Origin of the sequence: Nocardia aobensis NBRC 100429 (assembly GCF_000308375.1) — a bacterium.
Classification (GTDB): Bacteria; Actinomycetota; Actinomycetes; order Mycobacteriales; family Mycobacteriaceae; genus Nocardia; species Nocardia aobensis.
The window spans coordinates 98831-118293 of sequence record NZ_BAFQ01000094.1 but is presented as its reverse complement, the minus strand read 5'-3'; the positions used below and the strand labels follow the sequence as shown (position 1 = coordinate 118293).

Annotated in this window: 20 protein-coding genes; 12 read left to right on the top strand and 8 right to left on the bottom strand. The window is 68.2% G+C overall.

Features of this window, described 5'->3' with window-relative positions:
* Window positions 1-85: 85 nt before the first annotated feature.
* Window positions 86-1219 (top strand): polyprenyl synthetase family protein, encoded by a 1134-nt coding sequence (locus RJ03_RS12325; protein ID WP_083870771.1) that lies wholly within the window; start codon window positions 86-88, stop codon window positions 1217-1219.
* Between the two features lie 72 nt (window positions 1220-1291).
* Here RJ03_RS12325 and RJ03_RS12320 read toward each other — a convergent pair whose 3' ends face one another.
* Window positions 1292-3205 carry a vWA domain-containing protein gene (locus tag RJ03_RS12320; RefSeq protein WP_036501448.1) on the bottom strand — a complete coding sequence of 638 codons (1914 nt, stop codon included), beginning with the start codon at window positions 3203-3205 and terminating at the stop codon, window positions 1292-1294.
* Window positions 3206-3348: 143 nt separating this feature from the next.
* Here RJ03_RS12320 and RJ03_RS12315 point away from each other — a divergent pair, with 143 nt between their 5' ends.
* The 5 genes from RJ03_RS12315 to RJ03_RS12295 all read left to right on the top strand — a co-directional run bounded on the left by RJ03_RS12315 (window position 3349) and on the right by RJ03_RS12295 (window position 8007).
* Window positions 3349-3987, top strand: a complete 639-nt coding sequence (locus tag RJ03_RS12315) for a TetR/AcrR family transcriptional regulator (RefSeq protein ID WP_036501446.1) — start codon at window positions 3349-3351, stop codon at window positions 3985-3987.
* 137 nt (window positions 3988-4124) lie between these two features.
* Window positions 4125-4943, top strand: coding sequence for an SDR family oxidoreductase (locus tag RJ03_RS12310; protein WP_036501329.1), 819 nt, complete (start codon window positions 4125-4127; stop codon window positions 4941-4943).
* Window positions 4944-4980: 37 nt separating this feature from the next.
* A complete protein-coding gene (locus RJ03_RS12305) occupies window positions 4981-6204 on the top strand; it encodes an acyl-CoA dehydrogenase family protein (protein ID WP_036501327.1) in 1224 nt (407 codons plus the stop codon).
* Between the two features lies 1 nt (window position 6205).
* Window positions 6206-6976, top strand: a complete 771-nt coding sequence (locus RJ03_RS12300) for an SDR family oxidoreductase (RefSeq protein ID WP_036501326.1) — start codon at window positions 6206-6208, stop codon at window positions 6974-6976.
* On the top strand, window positions 6973-8007 hold the full coding sequence (locus RJ03_RS12295) for a phosphotransferase family protein (protein ID WP_036501324.1): 1035 nt from the start codon (window positions 6973-6975) through the stop codon (window positions 8005-8007). Before RJ03_RS12300 ends, RJ03_RS12295 begins: the two co-directional genes overlap by 4 nt.
* A gap of 10 nt (window positions 8008-8017) precedes the next feature.
* Here the strand turns inward: RJ03_RS12295 and RJ03_RS12290 are convergent, their stop codons facing one another.
* Both RJ03_RS12290 and RJ03_RS38810 read right to left on the bottom strand, forming a co-directional pair.
* Window positions 8018-9034, bottom strand: coding sequence for an Acg family FMN-binding oxidoreductase (locus RJ03_RS12290; protein ID WP_232329165.1), 1017 nt, complete (start codon window positions 9032-9034; stop codon window positions 8018-8020).
* Window positions 9035-9159: 125 nt separating this feature from the next.
* On the bottom strand, window positions 9160-10314 hold the full coding sequence (locus tag RJ03_RS38810; RefSeq protein ID WP_281032275.1) for a PucR family transcriptional regulator: 1155 nt from the start codon (window positions 10312-10314) through the stop codon (window positions 9160-9162).
* Between the two features lie 428 nt (window positions 10315-10742).
* Between RJ03_RS38810 and RJ03_RS12280 the strand changes: the two genes are divergently transcribed.
* From RJ03_RS12280 to RJ03_RS12265, 4 genes are all read left to right on the top strand, one after another.
* Window positions 10743-11285, top strand: a complete 543-nt coding sequence (locus RJ03_RS12280; RefSeq protein ID WP_036501320.1) for a DUF8020 domain-containing protein — start codon at window positions 10743-10745, stop codon at window positions 11283-11285.
* Window positions 11286-11490: 205 nt separating this feature from the next.
* The gene (locus tag RJ03_RS12275) at window positions 11491-12408 is read left to right on the top strand and encodes a DAPG hydrolase family protein (RefSeq protein ID WP_036501319.1); all 918 of its coding nucleotides are present in this window, start codon (window positions 11491-11493) and stop codon (window positions 12406-12408) included.
* Between the two features lie 26 nt (window positions 12409-12434).
* On the top strand, window positions 12435-12641 hold the full coding sequence (locus RJ03_RS12270; protein WP_036501318.1) for a hypothetical protein: 207 nt from the start codon (window positions 12435-12437) through the stop codon (window positions 12639-12641).
* A gap of 93 nt (window positions 12642-12734) precedes the next feature.
* On the top strand, window positions 12735-13526 hold the full coding sequence (locus RJ03_RS12265; protein WP_036501317.1) for a tetratricopeptide repeat protein: 792 nt from the start codon (window positions 12735-12737) through the stop codon (window positions 13524-13526).
* A 70-nt stretch (window positions 13527-13596) separates the two neighbouring features.
* On the opposite strand, the gene RJ03_RS12260 is transcribed toward RJ03_RS12265, so the two are convergent.
* The gene (locus RJ03_RS12260; RefSeq protein ID WP_036501316.1) at window positions 13597-14385 is read right to left on the bottom strand and encodes an amidohydrolase family protein; all 789 of its coding nucleotides are present in this window, start codon (window positions 14383-14385) and stop codon (window positions 13597-13599) included.
* A 99-nt stretch (window positions 14386-14484) separates the two neighbouring features.
* Between RJ03_RS12260 and RJ03_RS12255 the strand changes: the two genes are divergently transcribed.
* Window positions 14485-14886, top strand: coding sequence for a MerR family transcriptional regulator (locus tag RJ03_RS12255; RefSeq protein ID WP_051024600.1), 402 nt, complete (start codon window positions 14485-14487; stop codon window positions 14884-14886).
* On the opposite strand, the gene RJ03_RS12250 is transcribed toward RJ03_RS12255, so the two are convergent.
* The gene (locus RJ03_RS12250) at window positions 14862-15602 is read right to left on the bottom strand and encodes a M50 family metallopeptidase (protein WP_086007234.1); all 741 of its coding nucleotides are present in this window, start codon (window positions 15600-15602) and stop codon (window positions 14862-14864) included. The two genes, RJ03_RS12255 and RJ03_RS12250, sit on opposite strands and share 25 nt — an antisense overlap.
* A 123-nt stretch (window positions 15603-15725) precedes the next feature.
* On the opposite strand from RJ03_RS12250, the gene RJ03_RS12245 reads away from it, so the two are divergent.
* Window positions 15726-16061 (top strand): hypothetical protein, encoded by a 336-nt coding sequence (locus tag RJ03_RS12245; protein WP_036501314.1) that lies wholly within the window; start codon window positions 15726-15728, stop codon window positions 16059-16061.
* A 44-nt stretch (window positions 16062-16105) separates the two neighbouring features.
* On the opposite strand, the gene RJ03_RS12240 is transcribed toward RJ03_RS12245, so the two are convergent.
* The 3 genes from RJ03_RS12240 to RJ03_RS38080 all read right to left on the bottom strand — a co-directional run bounded on the left by RJ03_RS12240 (window position 16106) and on the right by RJ03_RS38080 (window position 19143).
* Complete coding sequence (locus RJ03_RS12240; RefSeq protein ID WP_036501313.1) at window positions 16106-17659, bottom strand: succinic semialdehyde dehydrogenase; 1554 nt, start codon at window positions 17657-17659, stop codon at window positions 16106-16108.
* Window positions 17660-17847: 188 nt separating this feature from the next.
* Complete coding sequence (gene cyaB / locus RJ03_RS12235) at window positions 17848-18414, bottom strand: class IV adenylate cyclase (RefSeq protein ID WP_036501311.1); 567 nt, start codon at window positions 18412-18414, stop codon at window positions 17848-17850.
* A 6-nt stretch (window positions 18415-18420) separates the two neighbouring features.
* A complete protein-coding gene (locus tag RJ03_RS38080) occupies window positions 18421-19143 on the bottom strand; it encodes a hypothetical protein (RefSeq protein ID WP_218000952.1) in 723 nt (240 codons plus the stop codon).
* Window positions 19144-19463 lie beyond the last annotated feature (320 nt).

Below are 19463 nucleotides of genomic sequence, written 5' to 3'. Positions count from 1 at the left end.
CCGGTGCGACGATGAATACTTCACGCACCGCCGACCGCGACGCGGAGCGGGCGCGGCGGCTGTGCCCTAGCGAGCGGGGCCGGTAATGCGATCATCCAAACCCACCACCTACCCTCCCGAACAACGTCTTCCCGCAGCGGACCGCAAGGACTGCGCGCTCCCTCGCGAACCCGGGCGCCGCCCACGCACCACCAGCGATGCCACACCCGGTACGCGCACTGCGGGAGCCTTGCTCACCGATGCCCACACGGCGATCGCACCGGTCCTGCGGGCTGCTGTCGCGACACTCGGTCATCCCCTGGACCGGATGGCCGGTTACCACTTCGGCTGGTGCGACGCCGAGGGCAATCCGCGCACCGGCGCGCACGGCAAGGGTCTGCGCCCGGCATTGACCCTGGCCGCCGCGGCCGCCTGCGGCGCACCGGCCGCCGATGCCGTCCACGCCGGTGCCGCGGTCGAACTGCTGCACAACTTCTCCCTCGTGCACGACGACGTGATGGACGCCGACCCGTTGCGCCACGGCCGGCCCACGGTCTGGCGGCTGTGGGGCACCACCAATGCCACGCTGCTCGGAGACGCGTTGCAGGCGTTGGCGTTCGCCGTGCTCTCCGACGGCGGAGTGCCGGAGGAGACCGGCGCCGCCGCGGTGATCCGGCTGGCCCGCACCGCCGCGACGCTGTGCCACGGCCAATATCAGGACTGTGATTTCGAGACCCGGCCGGATGTGAGCATCGCGGACTATCTGTCCATGGCGGCGGGCAAAACCGCTGTGCTGCTGGGCTGTTCGTGCGCGCTGGGCGCGTTGTGCGCGGGTGCGGATTCGCGGACGGTGGCCGCGTTCAACACCTTCGGCCGCAATCTGGGGCTCGCGTTCCAACTGGTCGACGACGCCATCGACATCTGGGGCGATCCGGCGGTGACCGGTAAACCCGCGCTCAGCGACCTGGCCGCACGGAAGCGGTCGTTTCCGGTGGTGTGCGCATTGGCCTCCGATACCGACGCGGGCCGCGAATTGGCCCGGCTGTACCGCGAGCCACGGCCGATGACGACGGCCGACGTAGCGCGCGCGGCGGAGCTGGTCGCTGCCGCCGGTGGCCGTGAACTCACCCGCGATTACGCCGACCGGGCGTTGCGTTCCGCACTGGCCGGGCTGCCGTCAGGTGTCGCCCGGGGTGATCTCGAAACCCTGGCACACGTGGTGGTCCGGCGAAACAGGTGAGCCGGTCTGTGATCACCGGCAAGCGATCACGGACCGGCCCTCGATTTCCTGCGGTTCCTCGGCAGCGGCGCGCTAGGGGCGCGAGTTCTTGCGGCGGCTCCGTATCACCACCAGCGCGCCGAGAAGCAGTCCGAGCAGGACGACACCGGCGATGACGGCGACGAGGACCGTCGGCGAAACCCCGTCGCCGGATTCCGGGGCGGCCGATACCGGCGACCGGCCGTCGCTGTTCGCCGAGGACGACGCGTCCGGTGACTGCGTCGCGTGCTCACCGAATATGCCCTTCGCCGTGGCGGATTCGTAATGCGGTCCGGGTTCGGGGGCCCCGCCGACCGTCACATCCAGGCGAATCGGGACCGGCGCACCGAGCCCTTCGACATTCGAGGCGCTGACGGAGACGGCGATGTAGTACCAACCCGCCAGGCTCTGTTCGGTGCCCTTACCGGCCCCGGCCGTGCGATTGCTGTAGCGCACCGGCAGCGTGGCCAGCGGATCGCCGGCCGGCATCGTCGCGGATTCTCCGTTGTAGCCGGCGAAGTCGTGATCGATCTCGGTGCGAATCGGCGAGTACAGCGTGGTCGTGACCCGTGACAGCCCGTCGAGTCCGTGCTTGTCGGAATCCAGGAAGTTCACCCGGTAAGCGAGACCCTGCCCCCATCCGAGCGGCACCCGATAGAACACCGACTCGCCACGCTGCAGGGTGTCGGAATAGCCGCCGGAACCTTCCAATGTGGTTGCGGCATTGAATGATCCACCTCCCGTCACCGCGACGGTACTGCCGGCCGGTGGCGTGAATGCCGTCGGTGTGGTCGACGCGGGCGGGCCGGGGTCGCCGGCCGCGGGCTCGATTCCGAACAGCAACTCCATCGGCATCTGCTGCGGCATGTTGTCGGCGACGCCGTGCCATTCGGGTGCGAAGTAGTAGCGACCGCCGCCGCGGCACGCGTTCGCGGCGCTGTCGGACCCGGAATCGGTCTTCGTCGCGCCGTCCCACGCCTTGGTGACGGTCAGGGCCACACCGTCACTGGTGTTCACGACCTGCTCGAACCCGAAGACGTTGCAGTCCTTGCCGTCCTCGCCGTAGACCCGCAGGTACAACACGCTGTTGTCGTTGCCGGACTGTTTCTGCCGCACATGCGGGAAGGCAACCGTCGCACTGAAGTACGCCATCGCCCCCTGCGGCACGTCCAGGGCGTAGTACTTCGTCTCGTGCTGGGCGATCGTGTCCAGATATTGACCCGGCGCCGCGATCGGCGCGTCTCGATAGGCCGCGGCGCCGGAAATCGGTGCGCCGATCGGCGTATAGGTGCGCAACGCCGCCTGGCTCACCCTGGGCAGAACGCGTTCGAGCGAGGTGCCGTCGGCGGCGTCGGTGTACGTGCCGCCGGTCTGCTGCGCGATGCACGTGAGCTGTTTGCGCGCGGGCCCGTCGACACCGAATCCGATGGCGTGCACCACGATCCTGGCGCCCTGGCGCTCGAGTTCCCGGGCGACCTCACAGGGATCCGGTGGCGCGCAGGTGTCTTCGCCGTCGGAGACGAGGACGATCGAGCGCGGGCCCTCCTTCGGAAGCGCCTCGGCCGCGGCCCGCAGCGCGGCGCCGATCGGCGTGTATCCGCTGGCCTCGATACCGTCGACGGCGGTGTTCACGGCGGCTCTGTCGATGATGTCGGCGCCGCGTAGCGTGCGCACATCCGCGCATCCGGCGGCCTTCTCCGCGTCCGAGGATCCGGTTCCGGTCCCGTACACCGTCAGTCCCACTCTCGACCGCGGCGGGGCCGCGGCGACGAAACTGTGTACAGCGGCCTTGGCCGCATCCAGTTTCGTGCCGCCGCCGGGATCCGGGGCCCGCATGGATCCCGAAGCGTCCAGCACCAGCATGGTGGGCGCGTACTCGGGTTGCTGCTGCGCGTGCACCGGCACCGCGGTGAGCACAACCGCCGCCGCTGCCGCCCCGAGCGTCAGCAGCTTCCTCAATCTCGACATACTCTCCACTCCGATGACTTCCAAGATCAACAGACCCTAATACGACAAATCCGGCTGCCTGCTACCGAATCGGCCGCGTCGGCTATAACTGCTGCATGGGAAAGTTCGGCGAGGATGGTCGCAGTACGGACACGGCGCCGTCGATGGCCCGAACTTCCCTGCTGCGGGAATTGCCCACCACCGAACGCGGGCTGCGCACTCGCTCGGCGCTGATCGCCGCCGCCCGCCGAGTCTTCGAGACCAGTGGCTATCTCGACACCCGGCTGGTCGACATCACGACCGCGGCCCATTGCTCCTCCGGCACGTTCTATACCTATTTCTCCAGCAAGGAGGAGATCTTCGCTGCGGTCCTGGAGATCGCCCAGGAGGACATGTTGCATCCGGGGATGCCGCATGTGCCCGAGGCCGACGATCCGGCCGCGGTCGTCGCCGCGAGCAACCGGGCCTATTTCGAGGCCTATCAGCGCAATGCCAAACTCATGGGCCTGCTGGAACAGGTCGCCAATATCGACCCCGAATTCCGGGTGCTGCGCCAGCGCCGCGCCGAGGCGTTCATCGACCGCAACGCGCGCAGTATCGAATCGCTGCAACGCCGGGGACTGGCCGATCCGGAGCTGGATCCCCTCCTCGCCTCGCGTGCCCTCTCCGGGATGGTGAGCCGTCTGGCCTTCGGGCATTTCGTGGGCGGCGACGACACCGACCGTCCGGTGGACCTGGACGAGCTGACCTACACCGCGACCCGGTTGTGGGTCAATGCGCTGCGCATCCCGGCCAAGTCCTGACTCGCCGTTTCGCCCTTCGGCACGGCGCAGACCTGCTACAACAGCGGAGTGCGGCGTCCGCGCGCACCCGCAATTGAACTTGACGTCGACCTCAACTACGGTGAGGTGACATCACGGACAGGGACAGGGGTACGGCAGTGCAGGTTGCGCAGAAGGTGGCCATCGTGACCGGCGGCGGAGGCGGTATCGGTGGTGCGCTCGCCGCCCGCCTCGCGGCCGCGGGAGCGCGAGTGGTCGTCGCCGATCTCGACGAGGCCGCCGCGAAGAGCGTCGCCGACGCGGTGGCGGCCGAGCATCCCGGCGCCTGCGTGAGCGCGGGTGCCGACGTCAGCGATCCGGAGGCGATCGCGAGCCTGATCGCGCTGGCGGAGAAGACGTTCGGCCCGGTCGACCTGTATTTCGCGAACGCCGGCATCGCCGGTGCGGTCGGGCTCGAGGTCGCCGAGGCCGACTGGGACCGCTCCTTCGACGTCAACGTGCGCGCGCACATCCGCGCCGCCACTCAACTCGTGCCCCAGTGGCTCGAGCGCGGCGAGGGATATTTCGTCAGCACCGCCTCGGCGGCCGGACTGCTCACCCAGATCGGGTCGGCTACCTACTCGGTGACCAAGCACGCCGCCGTCGGTTTCGCCGAATGGTTGTCGGTCACATACGGCGACAGTGGAATTCGAGTCAGCTGCCTGTGCCCCATGGGGGTCGACACGCCCCTGCTGTACGCCGGGCGCGACTCCGGCGACCGGCTCGGCGCGGCCTCGACCCGGGCGGTGACCACCGCGGGCGAGGTCCTCGAACCCACACAGGTCGCCGACGCGGTGCTGGCCGCGATCGACACCGAGCAGTTCCTGATCCTGCCGCATCCGAGCGTGCTCGAGATGTACCGGCGCAAGGGATCCGACTACGACCGCTGGCTGGCCGGCATGCGCCGCTACCAGCACAGTCTGCTCGACGAGAACTGAAGCTGCCCACCAGATTTCACAACGATCAGGAGATCACATGTCGATGTTCGACATCTCCGAGCGGGCCGAGAAGTATCGCGCCCAGCTGCTGGAGTTCATGGATTCGCACGTCTACCCCGCCGAGGCCGTCTACGACGAGCAGATGCGCGCCGCCGGTGATCCGCACTTCCAGCCGCCGATCCTCGAAGAACTGAAGGCCGAGGCGCAGCGGCGCGGTCTGTGGAATCTGTTCCACCCCTACGCGGAATGGGGTCCGGGCCTGACCAACCTCGAGTACGCACCGCTGGCCGAGATCATGGGCCGCAGCCACCTGGCGCCGGAGGCGTGCAACTGCAATGCGCCGGATACCGGAAATATGGAGGTCTTCACGCTCTTCGGCACCGACGAGCACAAGGAGAAGTACCTGAAGCCGTTGCTGGCCGGCACGATCCGCTCGGCGTTCGCGATGACCGAACCCGCGGTCGCCAGCTCCGACGCCACCAATGTGGAACTGTCGATGGTGCGCGACGGCGACGAGTACGTCCTCAACGGCCGCAAGTGGTTCGCCTCCAACGCGCTGCATCCGAACTGCACCGTGCTGATCGTGATGGGCAAGACCGATCCCGAGGCCGCGCCGCACCGCCAGCAGTCGATGATGGTGGTCCCCATCGACGCCCCGGGTGTGACCGTGCTACGCGGCCTGCCGGTCTTCGGCTATCAGGACCGCGAGGGTCATGCCGAAATCGATTTCGAGAATGTCCGGGTACCGCGGAAAGACGTGCTGAAGGGCGAGGGCGAGGGCTTCGCGATCAGCCAGGCCCGGCTCGGACCCGGCCGCATCCACCACTGCATGCGGGCCATCGGAATGGCCGAGCGCGCACTGGAACTGATGTGCCGGCGCGCGAGTACCCGCATCACCTTCGGCAAGCCGATCGCCGCCAACGCCAATATCCAGGACTGGATCGCCGAGGCGCGCATCGATATCGAGATGATCCGGCTGCTGACCCTGAAGGCGGCGTATCTGATGGACACCGTCGGCAACAAGGAGGCGCGCACCGAGATCGCCGCGATCAAGGTGGCCGCGCCCAATATCGCGCTGAAGATCGTCGACCGGGCCATCCAGGTCCACGGCGGCGCCGGTGTCACCGACGACTTCCCGCTCGCCATGGCCTGGGCGCATCTGCGCACGCTGCGGCTGGCCGACGGGCCCGACGAGGTGCACAAGCGCACGCTGGCCCGGCAGGAACTGCGCAAGTATCGAGATGTGAAGGCGGACAACTGATATGGCGAATGCGGATCTGACCGGCCGCACCGCGATCGTCACCGGCGCCTCGCGCGGTATCGGCCTCGCGACCGCGCAGGCTCTCGCCGCGGCCGGGGCCAACGTGGTCCTGACCTCGCGGGATCAGGAATCGGCCGACGCCGCGGCCGCACAGGTACAGGGCAGCGCGCTCGGTATCGCCGCGCACGCCGTCGACGAGGGCGCCGCGCGCGCCTGCATCGACCGCACCCTCGAGCGGTTCGGCAGCGTCGATATCCTGGTCAACAACGCCGGCACCAATCCGGCGTTCGGCCCGGTGATCGATCAGGACCACGGCCGGTTCGCCAAGATCTTCGACGTCAACCTGTGGGCCCCGATCCTGTGGACCTCGCTGGCGACCAAGGCGTGGATGGGTGAACACGGCGGCGCGGTCGTGAACACCGCCTCGATCGGTGGTATGGGTTTCGAGGCGAATCTCGGCCTCTACAACGCCTCCAAGGCGGCGCTCATCCACCTCACCAAACAGATGGCGCTGGAACTGTCCCCACGGGTGCGGGTCAACGCCGTCGCGCCCGGCGTGGTGCGGACCAAGCTCGCCGAGGCGCTGTGGCGGGAACACGAGAATCTGGTGGCGGAGGCGACCGCCCTGGACCGCATCGGCGAACCCGACGATATCGGGTCGGCCATCGCATTCCTGGTATCCGACGCGGCGCACTGGATCACCGGCGAGGTGATGGTCATCGACGGCGGGCAGCGACTCGGCCACCCGGCGGCATTCCGGACGGCACCATGACGCCGGAGCAGCCCCGTGGAATCGACACCGCGGCGATCACCCGGTGGATCGACGGGCTGGGAGTCGGGCTGACCGGCGCCCCGACCTTCACCCGGATCGGTCTCGGCCAGTCCAATCTCACCTATCTGGTGCGCGACGACGCCGGGCACCGCTGGGTGCTGCGGCGCCCGCCGCTCGGCCGGCTGCTGGCCTCCGCCCATGATGTGGTGCGCGAGTCGCGGATCATGTCCGCGCTGGCCGGTACCGATGTCCCGGTGCCCGAAATCGTCTCTGTCACCACCGATTCCGAGGTCTGTGACGCACCGGTGGTGCTGATGGAATTCGTCGACGGACAGGTCGTGGACACCATGGAGGTCGCGGAGTCGCTGCCCCCGCGGCGACGCCTGGCCATCGCCGAATCCCTGACCCACACCCTGGCGCGCATCCACGCGGTCGATCTCGAGGCGGTGGGGCTGGCGGATCTGGCCAGTCACAAACCGTATGCGCAGCGGCAGCTGAATCGGTGGTCGCGGCAGTGGGAGCAGTCGCGCACCCGCGAAGTGCCCGAACTCGACGACCTCACCCGCCGGCTCGCCGAATCGGTTCCGCCGCAACGGGAAACCACGCTGGTGCACGGTGACTTCCACCTGCGCAACGTGATCACCTCGCGAGACAGCGGCGCGGTGGTGGCCGCACTGGACTGGGAACTGTCCACCCTCGGCGATCCGCTCGCGGATATGGGGAGTCTGCTCGCCTATTGGGTCGAGCCCGGCGAGGACATCGGCGGCGACTTCCCGGCCTCGGCACTGCCGGGTTTCCCGAATCGAGCCGAGATGGCGCGCGCCTACCTCGACGAGACCGGACGCGACCGCGACGCTCTCACCTTCTGGCATGTGCTCGGATTGTGGAAACTCGCGATCATCGCCGAGGGTGTCATGCGGCGCGCTGCCGATACGCCGGGCAACAAGGCCGCCGCGGGCACACCGACCGTCGAACGCATCGACGCGATCATCGCCCACGCCCGCGAGATCGCCGCCGAGGCCGGCCTCTGACGGGCGTCGATCAGTACGCGACGGCGGCCGCGATCACCTCGGTGACCGGCCGCCGTGGCGTATGCGGCAGCGGTGCGGCGCCGGAGGACAGCCAGCCCAGCCGCACCATCGTCTGCGGATACGCGCATTCGGCGAGCACGTGGCGGCGTATCTCGGCGCGCAGATCCGGCATGGCCAGCGGTTCGGACTGCAGACTCGACGACAGGCCCAGCGTGGTCGCCGACAACAGCAACGCGCTCACGGCCTCCCCCGCGCGCAGCCGCGCGAGGCGGTCGTCGCCGGTCGTGCACACCACCAGCCATTCGGCGGCCTCGGGCTCGGTGGCCGGATCTGCCAGCTCCGGCGACTCGAACCGGCGTTTGGCGATCTCGTCGTCGGAACGTGGTGCGGGGGTGTTCGCGGCCGGGACACCGTCGGTCGTTCCGTGCCGCCCGCTCCAGACCGCCAGCTCGTGCAGATAGGCGGGGTCGGCGGCGTGCCGCACGGACGCGACCCGGGCGGCGTCGGCCAGTTCCGGGCGCAACTCCGGCGGAACCTGCCGCGCGGCGGCGCCGTAGGCGCGGGCATCGGCGGACACCTCGCGCACGAGAGCCTGCGGCACCGGGCGGCCGCTGTAGCGGCGGCGATCGGACTGCCGGTGGGCGATCGCCGCGGCCAGGTCGATATCGCGCGCCGACGGGGTCCGCGGGCTCATGGTGATCGCCGCGAGGTGGTCGGGATCGGTGTCGTCGGGAAGGTAGGTGACCTGCGCGGACCAGCCGAGCATCGCCAGCGCCACCCGCATGTGGTGCAGCGCCGTGCCGCAGCTCAGCAGCAGTGCGCGCTGGGCCGGATCGGTCACGGTCAGCTGCCGGGACTCGTCGGCGTACAGGTGGATGGTCTCCTCGCGCAGCGACCACCGCCACGGCTGGGTGTTGTGCACCGAGGGTGCACGCACGGCCATCTCCACAGCGTCGGCGAAGACCGCGGTGAACGGATCGGCGAATGTCATGATGCCGGTTCTGCCTTTCGAGCGTCGCACGGACATGCCGGGACGGTGACCGGCGGATATCGGCCGCCATATCGAGTCCCTGTATCGATCAACCGCCGGCACGGCCGGTTAGTTTCGTAATAGTTCACAAAATCGCGGGGCGTGCACTTGTGACCTTGTGCTCACGATTCCGCGGCGCCGGAATTCAGCTCCCGATAGCGCAGCGCCCACCACACCTGCTGCGCCACGTGCGGATCCTTCAGCGAGGCCCCGGTCAACTCCTCGAATCGGGACAACCGATAGCGAACCGTGTTGTGGTGCAGATACAGCCGATGCCCGGTTTCGCTCGCATTGAGGCCCGCCGCGAGATACGCGTCGACGGTGTCGAGTATCGAGCCGGCTTCGGCGTCGTCGAGCGGAGTGATGTAGCGAAGCAGCAGGGCGCTGCCCACATCGCTGTCGCCGACCACGGCCGGTAGGACGCCCAGCTCGGTGAGGGTGTGGCGGCCCGCTCGGCCGAACAGCCGCGCGGTTTCGGCGACCCGGCCGGCGATACGCAGGGAATGGGGAACCCCTTCGAGCGGACAGGCGGGGCCGACGCCGAGGAATACTCCGGCCGAGGGCCCCGAATCGTCGTGCGGGTCGCAGATGCCGACCACATCGCGGTCCAGGATCGCCACCACGCCGCGCGGCGGACGGAACCCCGGCCGCTGCCGCAACTCCCATTCGGTGTGCTCCGGTTCATCGGTGATCGCGCGGAAGGCCGCGTACGCGCCGTCGAGGCGCAGCCCGATGTATTGCGCGCGGCGGCGCAGTTCCCCGGCGGGCAGGGCGCCCTCGGCCAGTGCGCGCACCATATCGTCGCGCCGGGTGTCGAGACGGCGGGTGATCTGTGCCTCGGCCTCGCGATGGCCGGAGCTGTAGGCGACCGTGGCCGCGTCCGAGGCGCGCAACAGAGCTGCCAGCACCGACATCAGTACCGCGCCCGGCCGGGTCGCCCAGTGTTCGGAGGTGCCGATACGTTCGATCACCTCCCCCACCACGATCTGCCATCCGCGCAGCATCGCATCGAGCGGCACACCCAGTTCGGCACGCAGTGCGCCGTACTCACGGAAGTCGGCCAATTCTTGTTCGTCGAGTGGCCGATCGGCTGAAGTGGCGCTGATCAGACGATCCACCGCGTCCGCGATCGAGGGCACCAGGGTCGATGCGGCAATCCCCCGGTACGCCGGAATCTCGCGCTGGAGCCGGGCGCAGACGTGTTCGGCGAAGGCGCCGGGATCGCCGATCACGGAGGGCCGCAATCGCGGGCGCGTCGCACCGTCGTCATCGCTCACATCGGTCGACGATACGGGTAGCGGAGGCGGATACGGTGGTGGTCGCGGTCCGGCCGCCGAGTCGGAAGGCCACCATCGGCGCAGTTCCGAGGCCTTCTCGTCGACGCCCCGAGTGATGACGAGCCGGTCCGGCACGTGCGGGCGCAGTCGGTCGAATCGATGGCGAAGGCGGTGGCGATCGGCGGTCGGGAATATCGCAGTATCCGGCCGGCAATCGGACCCTTCGCCGTCGCCGCCCGAAAACCAGCCCCGACAGCGTGCTCTTCTCGGCGAATGGCAGGCAACCCCGTTGCGCGGGAGCATGTTTCGGCGCTCACGAATCGGAAACCGAACACCGGAGCGGTATCTGGGTAAGAATGGGAGCGGCCGAGATCCGGCCACAGGGGACATGTCGGCCCGGCCGGGCCGACGGATTGTGGGGAAAGATCATGAGAGCCAAGAAATTCGCCGCCACTGCGCTTCTGGCCGTCGGCGCCACCACCGCGGCCGCGGGCGTCGTGCAGGCCGCACCGGCCACGGCCTCCGAGATCGCGGTGCGCGGTGTCGAACAGGGCGTCGGCTTCGTCACCGCGCCGACCGCCGATCACACCGGTCTGACCACCACCGTGGAGGCCGGATCCTTCACCGTCACCGGTGATTCGGTCACGCTCACCGATGCCGCCGGTCGTGCCGTCGCCTCGGTTCCGCTCGGCCTGCGCACGGCCTCGGGAACCGTCGGCCTCACCCCGCGCATCGAGAACGCCGGCCGCACGCTGACGCTGACACCGCAGTCGGCGACCGAGCGCACCGCGCAGGCCATCGACGAAGCCTCCGACACCCTCGCCCGCAAGCAGTACAACGCGGGTGTCGGTGCGCTGGTCGGCGCCGGAATCGGTGCGGTCCTGGGCTTCTTCCTCGGTGGCGTCGGCGCCCTGATCACCATCCCGATCGGCGCCGGGATCGGAGCCCTGATCGGCTACTCCACCCCGTAGCCGGTACCTCGCGCGGCCGTGCGGCCCTCGCCCGGCGAACCCGCACGGCCCGCGGTGGGCCGCATGAACTCGATGTGCGGCCGCACTGGGAAAAGTCATCATCGTCGCGTTCGTCGCACCCGGACACCCGCCGCCGTTCACGAATGCTGTTGGGAGCCACCACATTCGCGCATCTGCTCGCCGTGCCGGGCAGTAGCCTCGTCGCATGGTGAGACCATCGGCCCTGTCGCGGCGCCGGGCGCTGACGCTCGCGGCCGCCGGCGCGGGTGCGTTCGCCGCGGCCCGATCGCCACTGGCTCGCGCCGACGGGCCCGACAACGCACGCTACGGCGGATATTCCGCGCAGGACCGCGCCGCGCCGTATGCCCATTTCATGACCGAACACACCGCCCCGCCGCAGTCGGCGGTCGCGGCGGCGTACGCGGGGCCGCCCACCCCGGCCGATCGCATTCCTCCCTTTTCCGCCCTCCCCGCGGAGCTGGGGCCGTCCGGCTACGCGCCGATCGAAACCGGCTACGGGCAGACCGATTCCGGAATCGTCTGGGTCGCGGTGCGGACCGAGATGGCGCGGGTGACGGCCGCCATGTGGGACTGGTGGTTCGGGTGGCATCTGGTCGAATCGGCCCGGTACAAGCTGTGGCATCCGGACGCACACCGGTACGCGGAGGTGGCGGCCGATCGGACCGATGGGGCGATGCCGGACCGGCAGCGGTATATCGGCAACATCTCCTACGTCGACGAATACATCGGCCCGAAGTTGCAGCAACTCGCCATCGCCTTCCACGATCCGGTCGCCTACGGATTCACCGTGCCCGACGATCACACCGTGGTGTTCGGCCGGGTCGGCAGCAGCATCGCGCCGGTCGATCTGGGCTGGCTGGCCCACCAGGTCCGCCCCATTCCCGGTGGATGCGAGATGCGCAGTCGCTTCTACCTGCGCATCTACGGAGTCCACACCTTGGATCCGGTGCACGCCGCGCGTGCGGTGCAGCGCGGTGCCGCCGCCGACGTCGGCGACCTCCTCCCCGGACTCGGCCTCGCGCGGGATCTGCTGTTGCACTGCGGGCAGGAGATGAACCACCTCGCGCGCTTCCTGCCCGAGCTGTACCACGAATTCGCCTGACCGGTTTCGGCCGTCACAATGGTGAGGTGCCCGATTCGACGACCTCGCCCGCCGTCGCCGCGCTGATCCGCTGGCAGGACAGCGGTGGCGTCTGGCGAGTGCTGGGCCGGCGCGGCGCGCACGTGACCATCGGACTGTTCGAATGCACCGGCGGCGACGAAGTCGACCGTATCGTCTCCGCGGATCCCGCCTTGCGGGCGTTCGTGGGGCAGCGGGCGGGCAGTGAGGACTGAAACCGACAGTTCGGCACCATTTTCCGGTCGCAGGGACTACGGTGTGCGCGGCAACGCATCGATTCCCTTACAGCTACGGCGAAAGGCGGCGCGATGGCCGATACCGGTGAGGCGAATCGTCCCCTGGCCGAGCGATATCCGGGCACCGAGCCGGTCGGCTGGCGCGGTGTCACGGTCCACCCGATGTACTCGCAGCGCCTGGGTGGCGAAACGACGGTGGTGCGGTTGGTGCTGCACGCCGCGGCATCGCCGCCGGGACTGCTCGGACTGGGCATCGGGGTATCGGTGATCGACGGATACGTGACATTGCGCGGGCAGCGGTTGCCGGGCGTCGACGTATGGAGCGATGCCCTCGCCGAGGGAGCCGATCTCCACCTGTCGGGAACCGGACCGGCCGCCGCGTACACCCTCACCCCGGTCTGGATGACGGCCGCGGGCGCGGTCGAATCCTGGACGGGCAACTACGGACTCGTCATCGAACGCGGCGCGGCCGGTTCGATGCTGCTGCGCTGCAGCACAGGAGTCGGGGAACCCGATTTCGATGAATTGGTGGTCGCGATGACCGTCACCGTCGACGCCGGCGGCGAGCAGGACCGCCTCCGCTCCACCATCTACCACCTCGGAGTGGAGGCGCACACTCGCGGCGACCTCGACCAGGCCCGGCGGATGTGGCGGCAGGCGGCCGATCTCGGACATACCGCGGCGGCCTACGATCTGGGCGTACTCGGTTATCGGACACGCGAATTCGACGAGGCGCAACGCTGGTGGCGCCTGGCGGCCGAACAGGGCGATGCACGCGCGATGGCCGGTCTCGCGGAAGTGCTGGAGCGCCGGGGTGATCCGGATGCGGCCCGGCGATGGCGTGCGCAGGCTCAGGAGCATTGAGCCGTCGAACGCCGCGCCGCCGCCCGACACCTGGTCGGTACCCCGCACGCTCGCCGGGCGGCTGGGCGGTTCAGAGAAGGCCCAAGAGCTGTCCCAGGTTTCCTCCGAGCACCAAGTCACGCACCGCACCGGGAGGGGTGACCCGTTCCACGGTCGTGCGGGCGAGCACCGGATCGCCGTAGGGAGCATCCGAGCCGAACAACGTTCGCTCCGGAATTTCGCGGATGGCCAGCCGCACCGCGAAAATGATGTTGGCTGTGGACAATTCCACATACATACTCGGTGTGTCCTTCACCATTTCGATCGCCGCCATCCAGTTCGTCCCGCCGAGTTGGCTGACCACCAGCGGAACCGCCGGGTATCGCGCCGCGAGACGGGACAACGTGCGCAGGTCTTCGCCAGTGGTGGGGGCAGATCCGTGGACCACGACCGGCAGCCCGCCGTGGTCGTGCGCCGCGGCGAGCACGGGCTCGATCCGGGCTGCCTCACCCGCGGGAGGTGTAAGTTCCCCGATGCCGCGCAGTCCGCGTCCCACCACCTCCCGGTCGATCAGAACCGCGATGTCGTCCTCGGGCAGGTCCACCGGTATGGAGCCGAACCCGATGAACCGGCTCGGGTGCGCGGCCAGGGCCTCGTGAAGCTCTGCCCAGGCGGTGCGATAGCTGTCGAGGCTGTTCTCGCCGCCTGCCAGAGCGCTGTCGAGGACGCCCATCTCACGACGTAGTGACACAAGATCGACGGCCCGCTCCGGATGCGGTCTGGTCCCGAAGAGCACGGCGCGATCCACTCCCGCATCGTCCAGAGCGGCGAGGTGGCTTTCGACCGGGTCGTGGACATGACTGTGGGCATCGATGATCAAGGGTTCCTCCAGGAGTGAGCGGGGCCGCTGGAATGCGGCAGGGCAGGCCCACTGTTGCTCCTTGACACTGTTGGAAGGTCAAGCGCGAGAGGAAAGACGGTGCTCATCGGAGAACTGGCCAAGCGGACCGGAACCAGCGAACGGCTCCTGCGCTATTACGAACGGGCGGGGCTGCTCCGGTCCGAGCGCCGGTCCAACGGGTACCGGACCTATGACGAGACCGCCACCACGACGGTCCTGCGGATTCGGGCTCTGCTCGCGGCCGGCCTCCCGACCCGTATCATCCGCCACATCCTTCCCTGCACCGACGCCGCGGCAGCGGTACTGCCCTGCCCCGGCGTCTTGGACGCGCTCCGCGCCCAGCTGCGCGTCCTCAACCAGCGATCGGCCGAGATCAACACAGCCAGAGACGTTCTGCGGCAGACCATCACCACCGCAGAAACCGCCGCCGCACGTGCGGCGCTACCCCGAACCTTTCAGGCGGCTGTGCCGCCGAGCTGAATTCCGAGCAGCTCACCGGCCCCCACGACCAGTGCCGCGAGGGTGAGCACGCCGAACACGAGGACCCACAGCCGCGCCGGAATGCGCGTGAGCCAGGCCAGCTGGTCGGCATCGGACCCGTCGCCGCGCACCGACACCTGCCACAGTTCGATCACGGCGCGTACCCCGCCGAACAGCAGGAACCACGTCACCACATAGCCGAAGACGCCCTGCCACACCGCCGTTCCGTACCAGGACACGGCGAAGGCGGCCCCGCCCGCGCAGATCACGGCGAGGAAGCCGAACAGGTTGCGGATCACCACGATCAGCACCACCAGTGCCGCGATGAGTATCCACAGCATCAACGTCTGGCGTCCGGTGCCGAGCAGGATCGCGAACCCGAGCCCGACCGCCGAGGGAGCCGGATAACCCGCCAGGGTGGTCAGCACCATCCCGAAACCGCGTGGCTTGCCGCGGGATACGGTCACGCCCGAGGTGTCCGAATGCAGGCGGATACCGCTCAGGGTGCGGCCCGTGCAGATCGCGACCACCGCGTGGCCGATCTCGTGGGCGATCGTCACACATGTCCGCAGCACTCGCCACACCGGCCGGTAGAGCACTACCGCCAGGGCCACGGCCGCCGTCGCCAGCACCACCCATACCGGCGGTTGCGGAGATATCGTCGTCAATCTATCGGTTACCGACGACACCGCATCGGCCGTTCGAGACAGCTGCACCGCCGTAGGGTAGCGGTCCGCCCGATTCGGCCGGATACGACGGGGTATTCGGCCGGTGAACGCTTAGGCTTGCGGTCGAATTGCCGGGATCGGCCCGGCACGCGGCCTCGACGAGGAGAACAGATGACATCCAGGGCCCATCGCAGCATCGCCGCGCTGTTCGGCACCATCGCAGCGGCCACGGTGACCGCGGGCCTGCTGAGTGGATGCTCGGACGTGCAGCGCGCGATCAACAAGGGTGGCGACACCCCGTGCAGCGAGTATGTCAAACAGGACGCCGACACCAAGCGGGTCACGATCACCAAATTCGTGAAACAGCAGACGAACAACGATCACGAACCCGCCGGCACCCAGGTCGACGCCACCATGGCGGCGGTCGATTTCCTGTGCGCCAACCAGCGCAACGCCGATACTCCGATCAAGAACGCGAATCTGACCGGAATCTTCTTCAACCAGTGAGCGCGCGGGTCGGTCACCGCCACCCGGTGACCGACCCGTCCCGCTCAGCGTCCGGGCAGGAAGCGGAAGCTGCGTGCCAGCGTCATCAGCAACGCCTGCCACTTCGACTGCGGAATGCCCAGCGGCGCATCCAGATTCATTCCGCGAGTGACGACCACCGTCTGCGGTTCGGTGAACTTCAGCAGTCCGTCGGGGCCGTGGCGGCGACCGACCCCGGAGATCCCCATTCCGCCCATCGGGGCGCCGGTGCTCCCCCACGCCGGTGCGTAACCCTCGTCGACACAGACGGTTCCGGTCCGCAGCCGGGCCGCGATGGCCTGCCCCTCGGACGCGCTGCTCGCCCACACGCTGGCGTTGAGCCCGTATTCGGTGTCGTTCGCGCGGGCGATCGCCTCCTCGACGTCGGCGACCGGATAGATCGACACCAGCGGGCCGAAGGTTTCGTTGCGGCCGCATTCCATCTCGTCGGTGACCTTGCTCAGCACGGTCGGCTCGAAGAACAGTGGCCCCAGATCGGGCCGGGCGTTGCCACCGGCGAGAATTTCGGCGCCCTTGGACGTGGCGTCGGCGACGTGCTTGGTGACCGTCTCGAGCTGCGCCGGTGAGATCAGGCTGCCGATGTCGGTCGAGAAGTCGTAGGCCGCACCGAGTTTCGCGGCACCGACCGCCTTCACGAACTTCTCGCTGAACTCCGCCGCGATCGACTGCTCGACGTAGATCCGCTCGATCGAGATACACAGCTGGCCGGCGTTGGAGAAACATGCGCGCACGGCGGCCTTGGCGACCTTGTCCAGATTCGCGCCGCGAGTCACGATCATCGGATTCTTGCCGCCGAGTTCGGCCGAGAATCCGATCAGCCGCTTACCGCACTGCTGGGCCAGCTCGCGCCCGGTGGCCGAGGAGCCGGTGAACATCAGGTAGTCGCACTGGTCGACGATCGCGGTGCCCACCACGCCGCCCGGTCCCGGGATCACCTGCAGTACATCGCGGGGCAGACCCGCGCGCAGCAGCAATTCCACGCTCGCCAGCGACGAGAACGGGGTCTGGCTGTCGGGTTTGACGACGACCGCATTGCCGGCCAGCAGCGCCGGGATCGCATCGCCGATCGACAGCACCATCGGATAGTTCCACGGCGCGATGACGCCGACCACGCCCTTGGGCTGGGTGCGCACCTGCGCGCGATTCAGCACCGGGAACGCGCCGGGTACCGAATGCGGTGCCAGCAGCTTCGGCGCCACGCGCGAGAAGTAGCGGGCCGCGAACATCATGCCCAGGATCTCTTCCTGCGCCGCCCACCGGGCCTTGCCGGTTTCGGCCTGGATGACGTCCATCAGGTAATCGCGCTCGCTGATGATCAGTTCGCGGAAGCGTTCCAGCACCGCCGCCCGCTCCTTCGGCGTGCGTTTCGCCCACTCTGCCTGGGCGGCGCGGGCGCGGATGAACGCGGCGCTCACATCGTCGGCGGTTCCCACCGGCACCTCGCCCAGCGGCCGCCCGGTGAACGTCTCGGCGATGGTCTTGTTCGCGTGCTCACGGGAACCGTCGACGGACGCGAACGCCCGCAGACGCTCGAACACCGCAGCTTCCGGCACGGGCATCGTCGCCTCCTACTTGTGAGTAATGTAACCGTCCGATACACATAATCTACCGCGCGCCGCGCGGGCATATCTCCGCCCTGGGACGGATATTGTGCGACGCCCTCGAGCCCGACGGCTCACAGGGTCAGCAAGCGCCGCACCGGGGCGGGTCCGCCGGGCAGGTGCTTCCTCGCCGCTCGAGGCCAGGATCATCGCGCAGCCATCATCACCAGGTCGCGGTATGGCAGCGTGACAACCGGCAATGTATCGATACTCAACTCGAGCTCGACCTGCTCGAGGTGCGTGGCTGCCTCGTGCGGGTCGCTCGCGCAGACTTCGGTTTCGACGAATTCGCCGGCACCGGCGACACTGTCGAGAGCGACCACTGTGTCCTCGCGATCGGGATGGCGGAATACGCACCGGTTCTTCTCCACGACCGCGAGTTCTCGCATCCCGACAGCCTCGAGCAGCGCGCGTGCCGCGTCGCTGTCCGCGACTCCCGCGAGAGCGACATTGATTTCCCGTTTGGCGATGATGTGGTTCGCGCCGTGAGTGCCGGAATTCGACGGCGGTTTGTAGGTGATCTCGCAGAAGTCGCCACGGCGGCGTACTCGAAGGCATTCGACGGTCTGCATGTAATCCACATCGGGCCTGCTGTAGTAGACGTCGGTCTCGGTGACTCGGGCGTTCTCGCAGTAACCCAGCGCGATGAGCCGGTCGCGCAGGGCGGGAGCGTCGGTGAGGACGCGTTTGCGCTCGACCTCGATCAAATGCATTGGGGTTCAGCCTTTCCAATGGATGGCAGTATGCAGCCGGGCGACGTTGGGCTTGGAGCACAGCTGTTGCAGCGTGGCCAGCGCTCGTTGCATGGTGTGGATGTCGTGGGTCGGGATGTTTTGAAACAAGATCAGCTGTTTCGCGTCGACCAGAGGGTTCGCAAGCCGCTTGGCGAGAAAACGATTGTAGTAGAGGCGATCTCGCGTGATCACGTCCTCGACGGAGACCGGCATCAACACCGTGTCTTGATCCGGCCGACCTTCCAGCGAGTTCACGGCGAACGCGGTGAGTAGGTCGTCTGCGGTCAGGTACGCGTAGGTCTCGTGGCCTTCGCGTGCCAGCCATGCACGCCATGTCGGTTCACACCGGGAGTCGGCGAGTTCGGCACCAGAGAGGAATGCCATGAGAGCAGCGTCGGTGACCGCATCGAAGATGTCGCCGTCGATCACGTAATGGTCGCTGTACCGCTCACTGACCGCGAGCAGCGCGTCCGGATGCGGTGAGACCATTTCCGAGTCCGTGAGGGTGTAGTGAACGCGCTTGTGACCGGAACGGAAATCAACCCAGTCCACCGACAACTCGCCGTCCAGTATCGGCGTGAACCCGAGTATCCCGGACCTCCAGACATGGTCGCGCAGGGTGATGTAGTGGCGCTGCACCTCCCGGAACACCCCAACCGGTGCCTCGATGACGGCGCAGACGTGGGTGTCGAGTTCTGCGACGGGCACTATCCGCGAGTTCTGTCGCGCGACGACCTCGTCGTCGTGGTGATGGTAGGGATGCGCCTTCGACGAGGTAATGAGGTACGAACATCCGCAGGAACTGCAGCCAGGATTGCGAGCTGTAGCAATGCACGACACGTTCGTGCAGAGTCGGCGCGTCGACGGCATAAACGTCGCGGTAGACGAAGAATCCGTGATGCCGGATCACGGTCGGCAGCACCCGCATCATCGTGTGAAGCCCCGTGTACGCACCCCCATAGGAGTACACCTCGTGCATGAGCGCCGAGGCGCTGATCACATCTACAGGGTCGGCGATCAGTGTAGAA

Excerpts from the sequence above, each read along its gene's own strand:
- RJ03_RS12300 (WP_036501326.1), top strand. The coding sequence starts at position 6,206 with ATGGCGAATGCGGATCTGACCGGCCGCACCGCGATCGTCACCGGCGCC.
- RJ03_RS12290 (WP_232329165.1), bottom strand. The coding sequence starts at position 9,034 with ATGTCCGTGCGACGCTCGAAAGGCAGAACCGGCATCATGACATTCGCC.
- RJ03_RS12305 (WP_036501327.1), top strand. The coding sequence starts at position 4,981 with ATGTCGATGTTCGACATCTCCGAGCGGGCCGAGAAGTATCGCGCCCAG.
- RJ03_RS12245 (WP_036501314.1), top strand. The coding sequence starts at position 15,726 with ATGACATCCAGGGCCCATCGCAGCATCGCCGCGCTGTTCGGCACCATC.
- RJ03_RS12240 (WP_036501313.1), bottom strand. The coding sequence starts at position 17,659 with ATGCCCGTGCCGGAAGCTGCGGTGTTCGAGCGTCTGCGGGCGTTCGCG.
- RJ03_RS12265 (WP_036501317.1), top strand. The coding sequence starts at position 12,735 with ATGGCCGATACCGGTGAGGCGAATCGTCCCCTGGCCGAGCGATATCCG.
- RJ03_RS12325 (WP_083870771.1), top strand. The coding sequence starts at position 86 with ATGCGATCATCCAAACCCACCACCTACCCTCCCGAACAACGTCTTCCC.
- RJ03_RS12320 (WP_036501448.1), bottom strand. The coding sequence starts at position 3,205 with ATGTCGAGATTGAGGAAGCTGCTGACGCTCGGGGCGGCAGCGGCGGCG.
- RJ03_RS12280 (WP_036501320.1), top strand. The coding sequence starts at position 10,743 with ATGAGAGCCAAGAAATTCGCCGCCACTGCGCTTCTGGCCGTCGGCGCC.
- RJ03_RS12295 (WP_036501324.1), top strand. The coding sequence starts at position 6,973 with ATGACGCCGGAGCAGCCCCGTGGAATCGACACCGCGGCGATCACCCGG.
- cyaB (WP_036501311.1), bottom strand. The coding sequence starts at position 18,414 with ATGCATTTGATCGAGGTCGAGCGCAAACGCGTCCTCACCGACGCTCCC.
- RJ03_RS12275 (WP_036501319.1), top strand. The coding sequence starts at position 11,491 with ATGGTGAGACCATCGGCCCTGTCGCGGCGCCGGGCGCTGACGCTCGCG.
- RJ03_RS12315 (WP_036501446.1), top strand. The coding sequence starts at position 3,349 with ATGGCCCGAACTTCCCTGCTGCGGGAATTGCCCACCACCGAACGCGGG.